The organism is Gluconobacter aidae, from assembly GCF_009547075.1.
In the GTDB taxonomy this organism is placed as follows: Bacteria; Pseudomonadota; Alphaproteobacteria; order Acetobacterales; family Acetobacteraceae; genus Gluconobacter; species Gluconobacter aidae.
Genome location: NZ_WIPH01000005.1, coordinates 91708 through 105567, shown reverse-complemented (window position 1 = coordinate 105567; position 13860 = coordinate 91708). Strand labels below are relative to the sequence as shown.

The following is a 13860-nucleotide window of genomic DNA, read 5'->3' as shown; positions in this document are numbered from 1 at the left end:
GCCCTAAAGTATAACGAATAATTGGGAAAATATTCAAAAATACATGTGATAATCGGCTGGATTTTCTGTTCTGATGCACGCAGGCCACAGAGCAGAGAGGCGGGGCAGAGAGGCGGGGTGCTGTTTCGGGCGGTCTGACGGAGGGCTACCGATGATTGCCACGGACGGATCAGGCCGACACACTTCCTACCCTTTCCGTGTTCATGGACAAGCCCTCGTGTTCCTGCGTCGGTTGACCTATCTCATCGCTCTCGACCAGTACCGGCATTTTCCCCGGTTCTCAATGGATTGCGCGCTGCGACCGGTATCATGGGGCGTGGTTTTTATGGGAAGTGACGGCCTGGCCGTCCGGGCCATCAAATCTCATGTGCTATGACGAAGTGTCGTTCCTCAATGGGGCCAGTGCCTTTCTGGGGCCAGTCATCTTCACGCACGTATCCATCCGCCAGCGGCTGGCGGGGGACGTGACCCCGTCTGCCCGATCAGTCTTCCAGATCAGATGGTGTCGACGGTGCCGCCATCCACGCGCAGGGCCGCGCCCGTCGTGGCGGACGCCAGGGGCGAGGCGGCATAGACGACGAGATTGGCCACTTCATCAACCGTGGCCATGCGGCGCAGGATATTGCTCGGGCGGTGCTTCTGCACGAACTCCGCCGCCAGTTCCGCGACCGGGCGGGTGCTGTCGGGGTTCTGGGCCTTGAGCATGTCCTCGACACCTTCGGACAGGGTGGGGCCGGGCAGGATCGAATTGACCGTCACGTTCGTGCCCGCCATCAGCTTGGCCAGCCCGCGGGCCAGACCCAGCATGGCGGTCTTGCTGACGCCGTAATCCACCATTTCGACCGGGATGTTCAGCGCGGATTCCGATGCGATGAACAGTACGCGGCCCCAGTTGCGCTCTTTCATGCCTGGCATATAGGCGCGTGACAGGCGCACGCCCGAGAACAGGTTGACCTCGAACAGGTGTTCCCAGCTTTCGTCCGTCGTCCGGAAAAAATCGTTGGGCGCGAAAATCCCGGCATTGTTGATGAGGACATCCACGCTGCTTTCGGCCTCGAAGAGCGCCTTGCAGCCCTCGGCCGTTCCGACATCGGCGACGACACTGCGAAATGCGCCGCCCGGGACGGTCTTGGCCAGTTTTTCAAGAGTGCCGTCGACGCTTTCCTGCTTGCGGCCGTTGATGATGACTGTCGCTCCTGCCTCGCCCAGCTTCCGGGCGATGGCCAGACCGATCCCGCCGGTGGAGCCGGTGACAAGGGCGGTGCGGCCGCTCAGATCGAGGTTCAGCATGGCAGACTCCTGAAAATGTGATCCTGTCCCGACAGGAACGTCAGGGATGAGGGAAAGTGGCACATTCTTTTGTAGAGGTTTCGTGACAGAATGCGAGACATACAGGATCTGCGACTGCTGTGACATACTTCCGAAACAGGATGTGTCAGGATACCGGCGCGGAGAGGGAGGAATGATGGATCTTGTGGAGGGCACCGAAGGGGCTTCCGGAGCGCTGATGCTGCCTCCGGCGCCTGCTGGCGGCCGTGCATCCATCCTGTGTGTCCATCTTCTGGCCCTGGCCGCTGCTGAAGGTGGGGGGGAGGCCGCGCTTCTGCTGCGCGACGCCGATGGCGTGCGTGTTCTGGGTGGTGCCCCGGGCGGTGAGGGAAGCGCGATCGCCGCGGAAGGCGCGGCCTGCCTCATGGATGGTCAGTCCCTCGATGCCTGCACCGTGCGGCTCCTGCCGGTGCGCTCCGGTGCGGTCGAGGTCTGGCTGTGCGTGCGGCGCAATGCGCCCGCGCTCGCGCATGTCCTGGCCCTGTGTGCCCTGCAGGTGGACGATCTGCTCCGTGAGCGTGCCGCGGCCCCGCAATCGGGGGAGCATGCGCTTGTGGAGCGCATGCGGCTGCGGATGCAGCGCATGGCGGACACGGCGGATGTCGCATTCTACCGCTGCGATTTCGCAAGCCGTGTGGTGACGGGGGACGCGCGTTTCGCGAGTCTCTGGGGTTTGCCGCCCGAGCGGCTGGCCGTGGGGGTGCCGATCGACGAACTGCTGATGTTCCTGCATCCCGATGACCGGCTGGTCTATGATGGCAGTCTTGAGGACGAACTGCGGGACGAGGGCTGCTACGAACTGCGGTTCCGGATTCTGGTCTCACCCCCGTCCCTCTCCGGTTCCGGACAGGCGCAGTCACGCTCTCCCCGCAGTTCCCGGCTGCGGCATGTTCTGTTGCGCGGGTGGCGGGAAGATGAAAGCCGGCCTGACAGCCGCCGCAGCGTCGGCCTCGCGATGGACGTATCTTCCGCCTCCATGACTGCGGAAGCCCTGCGGTCCAGCGAGGCATTCACGCGGCTGCTGCTGTCCAGTCTGCCGGACTGCATCCATATTCTCGACTGCGAAGGCTGCATCCGCTTCGTCAATGAAGGCGGCATCAGGTCCATGGAAATGGACAGTCCGATCATTATGCACGGTCTGCCCTGGGTCGATCTGTGGCGGGGGCAGCCGCGCCGCCGGGCCGCTCTGGCGGTGCAGACCGCTCTGGCCGGCGAGACGGCGCGGTTCCAGGGTTATGCCATGACCATGCGGGGGCAGCGCCGCTTCTGGGACGTGGCTGTGACGCCGGTTTTTGGCGAGGACGGCGATGTGCGGCGTCTGCTGGCGATCGGGCGCGACCTGACGGAGGCCAACCAGTCCGCCGAGCGGCTCCAGCTTGCCCTGGATGCAGGTGCGATCGCCGGGACCTGGATGTGGGATGACAGTGCGTCCCGGATGACGGGGGATGCCCGGCTGGCGCAGACGCTGGGGCTGGACCCGGCCCGTCTGCGCGAAGGCGTCATGCCGAATGTCATTTATGATTCGGTGGACCCGCGGGACCGGTTCGCCGTGGTGCAGGCCGTCACGTCGGCGACGCGGCGGGGCGGGAAATGCCGGTTCGAGTTCCGGGTGGACACGCCGGAGGGACAACGCTGGTTTGAGGGCAACGGACGCTGCGATCTGGGGGACGAAGGGCGTGTGGCGCGTTTCCCCGGCATCGTTTTCGATATCGACCGGAGCAAGCGGCAGGCCCTGCGTCAGGCCGCGCTGGTCGAGCTGGGAGACCAGCTTCGTGCGCTGGATGATACCAGCATGATGGAAGAAGTCGCTGCCCGCATCATCTGCCGCGAACTGGATGCCAGCGGCGCGGGTTACGGGATGGTCAATGATGACTGGACCGGCATGACCGTTGGCGGCGCGCCGGAGGTCACACGGCCGCTGGTGGGCGTACGGATGTTCGCGGATTACGGCGAGTTCAGGCCGATCCTCGCGCGAGGCGAGCCCGTGGCCATCGCCGATGTCCATACCGATGCCCTGACGGCGGGTTATGATGCCCGCTATGACGCCGAGGGTATCGTGGCGATCCTCTGCGTTCCGATCTTCAAGTTCGGGCGTTTCGTGGGGCTGATGTTCGTCTGCCACGATGCGCCCCATACCTGGACGGACGAGGAAATCGTCTTCACCCGCGCCGTGGCGGACCGCACCCATGCGTCCATGCGTCAGGCCCGCACGCAGCAGCAGATCCGTGATCTCAACGTCATGCTCGAAGAGCGGATCCTGCAACGGACCCGCGAGCGCGACCGGCTGTGGAACATTGCACGCGATCTGTTCATCATCATTGACCGGCGCGGCTATTACGTTGCGGTTAGCCCGAGCTGGGAAGAGACGCAGGGTTACAGGGCTGAGGAACTCGCCGGGCTGCGGCTGGATGCGCTCTGCCATCCCGATGACAGGCGTATGGTGCTGGACACGTTCAGGCGTCTTCTGACGGGGACGCCCTGGCCGACGGCGGGGCTGGATGTCCGGATGCGGCGGTCTGATGGCAACTGGCGGACTTATAACTGGAGCTGCAACGACGAGGGCGATGCGATCTATGCGGTCGGACGTGACCTGACCGAGCGTAACGAACTGGAAGAGCAACTCCGTCAGGCGCAGAAAATGGAGGCTGTCGGGCAGCTTACGGGCGGTCTGGCGCATGATTTCAACAATCTGCTCGCCGGGATCGGGGGCGGCTTGGAACTGATCGGCCTGCGTCTGGAGCAGGGGCGGACGGACGGGCTGGAGCGTTACATCGCGGCCTCGCAGGATGCGGTCCGCCGGGCTGCGTCGCTGACCCATCGTCTTCTGGCCTTCTCGCGGCGTCAGACCCTCGATCCCACGCCTACGGAGATGAATGCGCTCGTCCGTGGGCTTGAAAGTCTGCTTCGGGGGACGGTCGGGCCGGGCATGGAGCTTGTTTTCGATCTGCAGCCGGATCTCTGGCTGACGCGCGTGGATGCCAACCAGCTTGAGAACGCGATCCTGAACCTGTGCATCAATGCCCGTGATGCCATGCATGACTGCGGGACGATTCTGCGGCTTGAAAGTGCCAACAGGGTTCTGACGGCTGAGGGGGCCACTGACATGTCCATCCGGGCGGGCGATTATGTTGTCCTGTCGGTACAGGATGAAGGCTGCGGCATGCCTCCCGAGATCGTGCAGCGCGCCTTTGACCCCTTCTTCACGACCAAGCCGCTGGGGGAGGGAACGGGACTGGGACTGAGCATGATCTATGGCTTTACCCAGCAGTCGGGCGGACAGGTGGAGATCCATTCCGTGCCGGGGGAGGGGACCATCGTGTCACTCTGGCTGCCCCGCTATCAGGGACAGGACGCCATCCGCCCCGAGCCGCCTTCCCTGCCCGTCGCGTCCCGGCTGCGCCTTCTGGAGGGGCAGCGTGTCCTCGTCGTGGATGACGAGGAGGCCGTGCGGATGATCGTGTCGGACATGGTGACGGATCTGGGCGGGATCGTGCTGGCGGCGGCCGATGGGCCATCGGCTGAGGCGCTGGTCGCGGAGGGAGCGCCGCCCGTGGTTCTCGTCAGTGATATCGGGATGCCGGGTGACATGAATGGCCGGGAGCTGGGCGAGCAGATGCTGAAACGTTGGCCCGGGCTGAAGGTACTGCTCATCACGGGCTATGCCGAGCAGAGCGTTCTGGGCGATCAGGCCCTGGCGCCGGGTTGCGCGCTGCTGGTCAAGCCGTTCACGGTTGCGGCATTCAGCCGCAAACTGGCCGTTCTGCTAAAAGGGGACTGAACCCGGTCTTCGGCGCGGCCGTTGGTCAGTCAGCAGGCCTTGTGCCCGTAGTTTTCATCTTTGCAGGGAGACAGACATGTCGTCACAGGTTCCATCCGCCGAGGCCCAGACCGTGATTTCCTTTCACGATGGCCACATCATGCCCCAGATCGGCCTGGGTGTGTGGGAAACGCCGCCGGATGAGACGGCCGAGGTCGTGAAGGAAGCCGTGAAGCTCGGTTACCGGTCTGTCGATACGGCGCGTCTGTACAAGAACGAGGAAGGCGTCGGCAAAGGTCTGGAAGACCATCCGGACGTCTTCCTGACGACCAAGCTCTGGAATGACGAGCAGGGCTATGACAGCACCCTGCGGGCGTATGAAGAAAGCGCGCGCCTGCTGCGCCGTCCGGTGCTGGACCTCTATCTGATCCACTGGCCGATGCCGGCGCAGGGCCAGTATGTCGAGACCTGGAAGGCGCTGGTCGAGCTGAAGAAATCGGGCCGTGTGAAGTCTATCGGCGTGTCCAATTTCGAGCCGGAACATCTGAAGCGGATCATGGATGCGACCGGTGAGGTGCCGGTCGTCAACCAGATCGAACTGCATCCCGATTTCCAGCAGCGCGCCCTGCGTGAGTTCCATGAAAAGCACAATATCCGCACCGAATCCTGGCGTCCTCTGGGCAAGGGGCGTGTTTTGAGCGATGAGCGGATCGGAAAGATTGCCGAAAAGCACAGCCGCACTCCGGCTCAGGTTGTGATCCGCTGGCATATCCAGAGCGGACTGATCGTCATTCCGAAATCGGTCAATCCAAAGCGTCTGTCTGAAAATCTGGATGTGTTCGGTTTCGTGCTGGATGCGGATGACATGCAGGCCATCGAACAGATGGACCGTAAGGATGGCCGGATGGGTGCTGATCCGAATACGGCGAAATTCTGAGAAATATTCCCCTTTAGCAACATTAAGTAAAAAACCAGGTCTGTGCTATGGGCTGCCTCATGCAACCGGAAGGTGGATGGCATGAGGCAGCGTTTCAGTCGGGGTTTGGGGGCGATACTGGCGGTTCTTGCGGGGCTCGGCGGCTCCGCTGCCGGCGCCCGGACCGGGGGGGAGCAGACCGCGACCGGGCAGGGCAACGCCTGGACGGACCAGTGGTTTTCCGACGTTTCCTTTGGCGCCCAGATCGAAGGTGGTGTGATGGGGAGTTCCAGCCATCCCGCCAGCAATCTCAATTTCGGCCAGCTCCTTTCGCCTTACGCCGATCAGGCGACGCTGAACCAGCTCACCTTCACGCTCACCAAACCGGTCGATCCGATCGGCGGCGGGTATGGTCTGGGGATGAATCTGCGGATGCTCTATGGCTCCGACGCCCGCAGCTACACGATTGCCGGTGTTTCAGACCGCTGGATCAACGGCCGCTATCAGGCCATGCCGGTCTTTGCCAATGTCGCGATCCACATGCCCTGGTTCACGACCAAAGGGGTGGACGGGCAGATCGGCATCCTGACTTCCCCCATGGGGGTGGAGGCGCTCGATCCCTCGACCCGCGCTTTCTATACACTGGCCTATACGACGGAATATTCCACGCCGTTCGAGCATGTGGGCGGCATGTTCCAGCTCCATCTGGACGATCATTTCGATCTTCAGTTCGGGGCGGATACCGGCAACCAGACGTCTTTCGGGCGCGGCGACAACAATGGCCGTCCCGCCGGCTATATCGGCGTGACGGGCAACAATCTGGCGGACGGGCATCTGTCCTTCACCTATCTGCTGCGGGTCGGGCCGGAGAATGCCTTGCGCTCTCTTGGGGCGCGGGCGAATGGAGCCATGCGGTACTGGAACGACCTGAACGGGACCTGGACGTTCTCGAAAAAATGGAGCGTCACGGCGGAGCTGAACCAGCTTCATGACGAAGGCCTGCGTGCCGATACATACAGTGCGGTCGTGTGGGGCGGGTGGCACATTCGTCCGAATTGGAGCGTCAATGCGCGGGTCGAGCTGTACCGGGACAATACCGGGAGTTTTGTGGCGAGTTTCGCGGAGAATGAAGGCTATGCGCAGGCCATGCTCGGCAATCCGACGCGCTCGGAATCCGCGCCCGCCACGACTTACGGGGCCCTGACGCTCAATACCGTCTGGCGGCCGGATGTGGGGCATCATGTCAAGCTGCTCCAGTTCCGGCCGGAAGTGCGCTTTGACCGCTCGCTCAACAGCACGCGGCCGTTCGATGACCAGCACCACATGGGGCGCATCCTGTTCGGGGCGGACATGGCGCTGGGGTTCTGAAGGGGAGGTGCGCTTGCCGCCGGATTATGGCAAGGAGATTGTCATGACGACTCCGAACGAAACCGATTTCCGCAAAGCCATGTCCCATTTCGCCACGGGTGTTGCCGTGGTAACGGCGAAAGGCAGCGAAGGTGAGCAGGGCGCGACCATCAGCGCCCTGACGTCCGTGTCCCTTGATCCGCTTCTGCTGCTGATCTGTCTCAACCGTGCCAGCGCGACCTATCGTGCGATTGCGGAAGCCGGGGTATTCGGCCTCAGCATTCTGGGCAACGACCACAAGGACGTGGCGATGCTGTTCGCCAGCCGCACGGCCGACAAGTTCGGGTCGGACGTGATCGAGCGTGCGGCTGATGGCACGGCCTTCGTCCGCGACTCACTGGTCAAGATGCACTGCGAACTGGTCGAGACGTTCCAGGGCGGCACGCATGCCCTGTTCATGGCGCGTCCCGTTGCGCTGGAACTCGATGAGAACCGCCCGCCGCTGCTGTATTTCCAGGGGCAGCTCGGCATCACGCTCTGAAGCCTGCACAATTCTGAAGAGACCACACAGGCTCTCCACCCTCTGTGTCCGGGGTGGGGAGCCTGATGTGTTTTAGGGCGGTTTCTGGTCAGGCAAAGCGTTTTTCTGGAGAAAGGGAAGGCATTCCTTCAGAAAGTTGTTGCGAATGATTCTTATTTCTAATACTAGCCCCTGTAACACAAACAGATATCTTCGTAACCAAGAGGCCCTCGATGACCGGTTCGCTGCGTGCGCACATTACTTCGCTGTCAGTTGCGGGAACGCTGCTGATGTCTTCACATGGCTATGCGGCGGACCCCGTCAAAAAGGATGAAAAACCGGACCCCAAAGCGCCTTCTGCGGCAAAGTCCCTGAACAGGACGCAGAGCCTTGAAGGTGCCGATGCGGAATATCTGACGGTGCAGGGGCATGGATTCAACACCATGCATGACTCCATGGGGCTGTCGCGGATGCCGCAGGACGTGATGCACACGCCGCAGAACATCAACGTGGTGCCGCAGGCCCTGATGCAGCAGCAGAACGTCAAATCCCTCGACGAGGCGTTGCGGAATGTTCCGGGTGTGACGACGTCCATCGGCGAGGGCGCGGGTGGCATGAACGGCGATCAGTTCCTGATCCGTGGTTTTCAGGCCCAGAATGACATCTATGAAGATGGTTTACGGGATTTCGGCGTCTATTCGCGCGATTCATTCAATTTCGAGAGCGTCTCGGTCATCAAGGGGCCGTCTTCGGAAGTGTTCGGAAACGGAACGACTGGGGGCGCCATCAATATGGTCACCAAGACCCCGGGCCTCAAAAATCATTACAATGCCGAGTTTACCGGCGGATCGGGCAGCTATTATCGCGGGACGCTGGACGTCAATCAGAGGATCAACGATTCAACGGCTTTGCGCATTACTGGCATGGGCGACGAGCATAACGTCGTCGGGCGGGATTATCTGTTTTCCCATCGCTGGGGCATCGCGCCCTCGCTGGCCTTCGGTCTCGGCAAAAGGACGACGCTGGTTCTGCAATACATGCACCAGCAGGAAAATTCCATTCCGGATTTCGGCGTGCCGGTGGTCACGAAACCGGGAGCAAAATATGGCCAGCCCATCACGGAATACGGTATCCGCCGCACCAACTGGTACGGGACGGACAATGACCAGAACGCAACGAACGCCAATATGGAAACGGCCCGTTTCAGCTTCAGGCTGAACCGGCACATCACGTTCCATGACGATCTGCGGGGCGGGGAATATTACCGGACGTTCGCGGCATCCAAGGCGACCTGCGATACGACGTGCGTGAACAATTACTTCAGTGGTGATGCGTCAAAGGCCCTCGTAGCGCGCTCGGGTCCGGTGGGCGCAGGCGCGGGGACGGGGGCCGGGACGTATATGGCCCCGCTGCCGTATCAGCAGACGAGCTGGTCCGTGCAGAATGTCGGCTCCATGGTTGCGGATTTCCACACGGGGTTCCTGCGTCATCAGGTCGTCGCGGGTTTCGATGTCGAGCGCGTCAATGATGTCCGTTCGCAGTCGACCTATCTCAAGCCCAAGCCCTATGCGAGCCTCGTTAATCCGAACCCTCATGTGGGAAATCTGGATCTGGTGCCGGGCGACATGAATCCGAGTGGCCTCGTCACACTGGGGTCTCTCGGCGCGAAGTCGCACAGCAGCGGATACGGCTTTGATACCGGCCTGTTTCTGTTCGACCAGATCTGGTTTACGAAGTGGCTGTCCCTCAAGGGTGGGTTCCGCTGGGACCGCTGGCAGACGAGCTATAACCTGACGGGCGGGGATGTTGCGAAAAACCCGGACCAGCATTTCCATGATGTGAGCGGGGTGTTCAACCCGAATGCCAGCCTCGTTCTGACGCCGGATTCGCATCAGACCTATTATTTCACATGGGCCAATTCCACGACGCCGATGGGCATGTATGTGACCAATGGTTCCGTCCCGATCCGTCCCGGCACCAACTCGTTCGCCAGCCCGGAAAAAGCGCAGCTTTATGAACTCGGCGCCAAGTACAGCATCCTGCACGACCGTTTGGGTGTGACGGCGTCACTGTTCCGGCTGGACAAGGGCAATGCGCTGAATGCCGATCCGGTGACGGGCGAAATCACGGGATCGTCCGACCGGCAGCGCAATCAGGGGCTCGAACTGTCCGTTGGCGGCATTATTCTGCCGGGCTGGAACGTGTCCGCCACTTACGCCCTGTATGACAGCAGCACCACCTTTTCCGCCACGAAGGCCAATCGCGGAAAGAACGTGCAGTATGTGCCGCATAATCAGGCGACGCTATGGTCGGCCTATAACGCCTTCGCGGGCAAGCCTTACAACGTGACGTTCGGTGGTGGCCTGACCTGGTGCGAGCATGTCTGGCTGAATGCGGCCAACACGCTTCGCGCACCGGCCAATCTGGATTTCAGCGCCATGATCTCGCACCGTTTCAACCAGCACTGGAAGGTGTCGATGAACGGCTACAATCTTGCGAACCGTCTGAATTACCAGAGCCTGTTCTCGAACCGTGCCACGCCGTCGACGGGTCGCATGTTCCTCGGCGAACTCAGTGCAGCCTACTGATCGCTTTGCTGCGCGTTGTCTGGTTGCTGTTCCTGTCTGGTCCAGTGCTGCACGGCCATGCGGATGGCCGGGACCAGCGGGAACAGGCGTGAGGCCGCCGAGCCCACATGCCCGTGCCGGAGCAGGGCGTTTCCATCAAGTCTTGCGCCAAAAGACGCGAAACGCTCCGTCTGCGTCTCGGGGAGGCTGATGCTGATCCAGCGGCGCTCCCCGTCCGCCGTGATGCAGGTTCCGTCCTGAAATCTCGGCCCATCAGGATCGGCGAGGCGCTCGGCCAGATGGAGCGCCGTGCAGGTGTCCCAGCCGGTCCCGATCATCAGAACCTGTGCATTATGGCCCGACAAGGCCGCAAGCGGGGAGCCGGTGCCGAACGGATCTTCCATCGGCTGATCCACCAGAATATCCTTGGCCAGCGGTCCCAGAGCAGTAAATGAAACCTGCGGATGGGCGCTGCGCTGCACGCCGGGCCATGTCCGGAAAACTTCGGCGACCTGTCCCATGCCCCGCGTCGGCGTCAGATGCGGATCGTAGGGCGGCATGGTGGCGCGGATCGTCTCCCACCAGCTTTCCGGCACGGGAGGGTCGCACCAGCCTGACGGGTCGCTCAGTTCACAGGATTGCGCGGGCATGACGATGGTACCGTCCGGGCCGACCGCCTGAAGCAGGCTTTCGATAACCGTCCGCGCGCCGCCGCAGACCCAGCCGATCCGGCTCAGGGAGGTATGGACGAGCAACGTCATCCCCGGCGTGACGCCGAGGCGTTGCAGATCCACCACCAGTCGCGCCTGCGTCACAGGGCCGCTGGAGCGGGCGATGGCGGCGGCTTCGGTCATGGACGGGTTCAGCCGCGACCGCGATAGCCCGGCACGTCCTGTGCGGGAATCCACACGCCCTTCGGCGGCTCGCCCGTCTGCCAGAACACGTCGATCGGGATGCCGCCGCGCGGATACCAGTAGGCGCCGATCCGCAGCCATTGCGGGTCGAGCAGTGCCACCAGACGTTCGGCAATCGCGATGGAGCAGTCCTCATGGAAGGCTCCGTGATTGCGGAAGCTGCTCAGGAAGAGCTTGAGGGACTTGCTCTCCACGATCCATTTGCCGGGGATGTAGTCGATGACGATATGCGCGAAATCCGGCTGTCCGGTGACGGGGCAGAGCGAGGTGAACTCTGGCGCCGTGAAACGCACGACATACTGCCGCCCCTGATGCGGGGAGGGGACGCGTTCAAGGACGGCTTCCTCGGGACACTGTGGCGTCGTGGTGGCGCGGCCAAGCTGGCTGAGGGCGTCGGTGCCGGGGGCGGAGGGACCGGCGGGGGGACGGTCGGACATGATCGGAACTCCTCAAAAGGGCAGTGTTTTATGTGATGTGGCCCAGCTTTCCCGCAGGCTCAAGGCGTCTTCGGGACGAAAAGACGGTGACAGAGTTTGCATATTGGCGGGATTCGGTGCAGAAGACGGCGCAAATCCTCTCTTCGATGCCTCCCGTCTGGAAGACCACATGGAACTCCGTAATATCGCCATCATCGCGCACGTCGATCATGGCAAGACCACGCTGGTTGACGCGCTTCTTAAACAGTCCGGCTCTTTCCGCGACAATCAGCATGTTGCTGATCGTGCGATGGACAGCAACGACCTCGAACGCGAGCGTGGCATCACCATTCTCGCCAAGTGCACGTCCGTTGTGTGGAAAGAAACCCGCATCAACATCATCGATACCCCGGGCCACGCCGATTTCGGTGGTGAGGTCGAGCGTATCCTGAGCATGGTGGATGGCGCGATCATCCTCGTCGATGCCGCTGAAGGCGCGCTGCCGCAGACCAAGTTCGTGCTTGGCAAGGCGCTGGCCCGTGGCATCCGTCCGATCGTCGTCGTCAACAAGATCGACCGTTCCGACGCCCGTCCGGACGAAGTGCACGAAGAGATCTTCGACCTGTTCGCGTCCCTCGGCGCCGATGAGCACCAGCTTGACTTCCCGATGCTCTACGCTTCGGGCCGTCAGGGTTGGGCCGATCTGGAGCTGGACGGACCGAAGAAGGACCTCGCCCCGCTGTTCGACCTGGTGCTGCGCCATGTGCCGCAGCCGAACGTGGACAAGGACGCACCGTTCGGAATGGTCTCCACCATTCTCGAGAGCGACAACTTCCTGGGCCGCATCCTGACGGGTCGTATCGATCAGGGCCGTGCGAAGGTGAACATGCCGGTGCGCGTGCTGCGTCCGGATGGCACGATTGTTGAAACCGGTCGTCTGACGAAGCTGCTGTCCTTCCGTGGCCTTGATCGCGTGCCTGTGGAAGAAGCCGAAGCCGGTGACATCGTGGCCGTGGCCGGTCTGTCCGAAGCGACGATTCCCGACACGATCGCCGATCCGTCCATCGACGAGCCGCTGCCGTCCCGCCCGGTCGATCCGCCGACCCTGTCCATGACCTTCCGCATCAACGACGGCCCGCTGGGCGGTCGTGAAGGCAAGAAGGTGACATCGCGCCAGATCCGTGACCGTCTCTTCAAGGAAACTGAAGGCAACGTGGCCATCAAGGTGACGGAAAGCCCGGAAAGCGAAGCGTTCGAAGTCGCCGGTCGTGGCGAACTTCAGCTCGGCGTTCTGATCGAGACGATGCGTCGTGAAGGCTTCGAGCTGACGATCGGCCGTCCGCGCGTTCTTTTCCGTGAAAACGAAGAGACCGGCGAGCGCGAAGAGCCGTTCGAAGAAGTTCTGGTCGACGTGGACGAGCCTTATTCTGGCGTTGTCGTCGAGAAGATGTCGCTCCGTAAGGGCGTCATGCAGGACATGCGTCCGTCCGGTGGTGGAAAGGTCCGTCTGACGTTCCTGATCCCGTCGCGCGGCCTGATCGGCTATCACGGCGAGTTCCTGACCGATACGCGCGGCACGGGTCTCATGAATCGTCTGTTCCACGGCTATCTGCCGTATGTCGGATCGATCGAAGGCCGTCGCAACGGCTCGCTGATCTCCGCTGAAGACGGAACGACGACGCAGTATGCGCTGTTCTCCCTGCAGGATCGCGGCACGATGTTCGTTGATGCCGGTGAGAAGATCTACACGGGCATGATCCTCGGCGAGCATTCGCGCGAGAACGATCTGGACGTCAACGCGGTCCGCGAAAAGAAGCTGACCAACATGCGTGCTTCCGGCAAGGATGAAGCCCTGCTTCTGACGCCGCCGCGTCGCATGAGCCTCGAGCAGGCCATCGCCTATATCGAAGACGATGAGCTGGTCGAAGTCACGCCGTCCGCCATCCGGATCCGCAAGCGTTACCTTGATCCGCATGAGCGCAAGCGCGCTTCCAAGTCCCGCGAAGGCTGATCCGTCCTTTTAAGAGACAGGTTCAAGAAAAAGGCGTGTCCCGTTCGTTCGGGACACGCCTTTTTTCTATGGACGAAGAGGGA

At 62.1% G+C, this 13860-nt stretch carries 9 protein-coding genes; 6 read left to right on the top strand and 3 right to left on the bottom strand.

Annotated elements, in window-relative coordinates; genetic code table 11:
- Positions 1–495 precede the first annotated feature (495 nt).
- The gene (locus GFJ39_RS04120) at positions 496–1290 is read right to left on the bottom strand and encodes an SDR family NAD(P)-dependent oxidoreductase (RefSeq protein WP_153430058.1); all 795 of its coding nucleotides are present in this window, start codon (positions 1288–1290) and stop codon (positions 496–498) included.
- Between the two features lie 172 nt (positions 1291–1462).
- Between GFJ39_RS04120 and GFJ39_RS04115 the strand changes: the two genes are divergently transcribed.
- From GFJ39_RS04115 to GFJ39_RS04095, 5 genes are all read left to right on the top strand, one after another.
- The gene (locus tag GFJ39_RS04115) at positions 1463–5107 is read left to right on the top strand and encodes a PAS domain-containing protein (RefSeq protein ID WP_153430056.1); all 3645 of its coding nucleotides are present in this window, start codon (positions 1463–1465) and stop codon (positions 5105–5107) included.
- A gap of 76 nt (positions 5108–5183) precedes the next feature.
- Positions 5184–6023, top strand: coding sequence for an aldo/keto reductase (locus tag GFJ39_RS04110; RefSeq protein ID WP_153430054.1), 840 nt, complete (start codon positions 5184–5186; stop codon positions 6021–6023).
- Between the two features lie 81 nt (positions 6024–6104).
- Positions 6105–7370 carry an outer membrane beta-barrel protein gene (locus tag GFJ39_RS04105; RefSeq protein WP_153430052.1) on the top strand — a complete coding sequence of 422 codons (1266 nt, stop codon included), beginning with the start codon at positions 6105–6107 and terminating at the stop codon, positions 7368–7370.
- Between the two features lie 43 nt (positions 7371–7413).
- A complete protein-coding gene (locus tag GFJ39_RS04100; RefSeq protein WP_041112625.1) occupies positions 7414–7890 on the top strand; it encodes a flavin reductase family protein in 477 nt (158 codons plus the stop codon).
- 212 nt (positions 7891–8102) lie between these two features.
- Positions 8103–10457, top strand: coding sequence for a TonB-dependent receptor (locus GFJ39_RS04095; protein WP_228391788.1), 2355 nt, complete (start codon positions 8103–8105; stop codon positions 10455–10457).
- Here the strand turns inward: GFJ39_RS04095 and GFJ39_RS04090 are convergent.
- Positions 10451–11290 (bottom strand): aminoglycoside N(3)-acetyltransferase, encoded by an 840-nt coding sequence (locus GFJ39_RS04090; protein ID WP_153430119.1) that lies wholly within the window; start codon positions 11288–11290, stop codon positions 10451–10453. The genes GFJ39_RS04095 and GFJ39_RS04090 overlap by 7 nt on opposite strands.
- An 8-nt stretch (positions 11291–11298) precedes the next feature.
- The gene (gene queF / locus GFJ39_RS04085; RefSeq protein ID WP_153430050.1) at positions 11299–11787 is read right to left on the bottom strand and encodes a preQ(1) synthase; all 489 of its coding nucleotides are present in this window, start codon (positions 11785–11787) and stop codon (positions 11299–11301) included.
- A gap of 169 nt (positions 11788–11956) precedes the next feature.
- Between queF and typA the strand changes: the two genes are divergently transcribed.
- Positions 11957–13777, top strand: coding sequence for a translational GTPase TypA (gene typA / locus GFJ39_RS04080; protein WP_153430048.1), 1821 nt, complete (start codon positions 11957–11959; stop codon positions 13775–13777).
- Positions 13778–13860 lie beyond the last annotated feature (83 nt).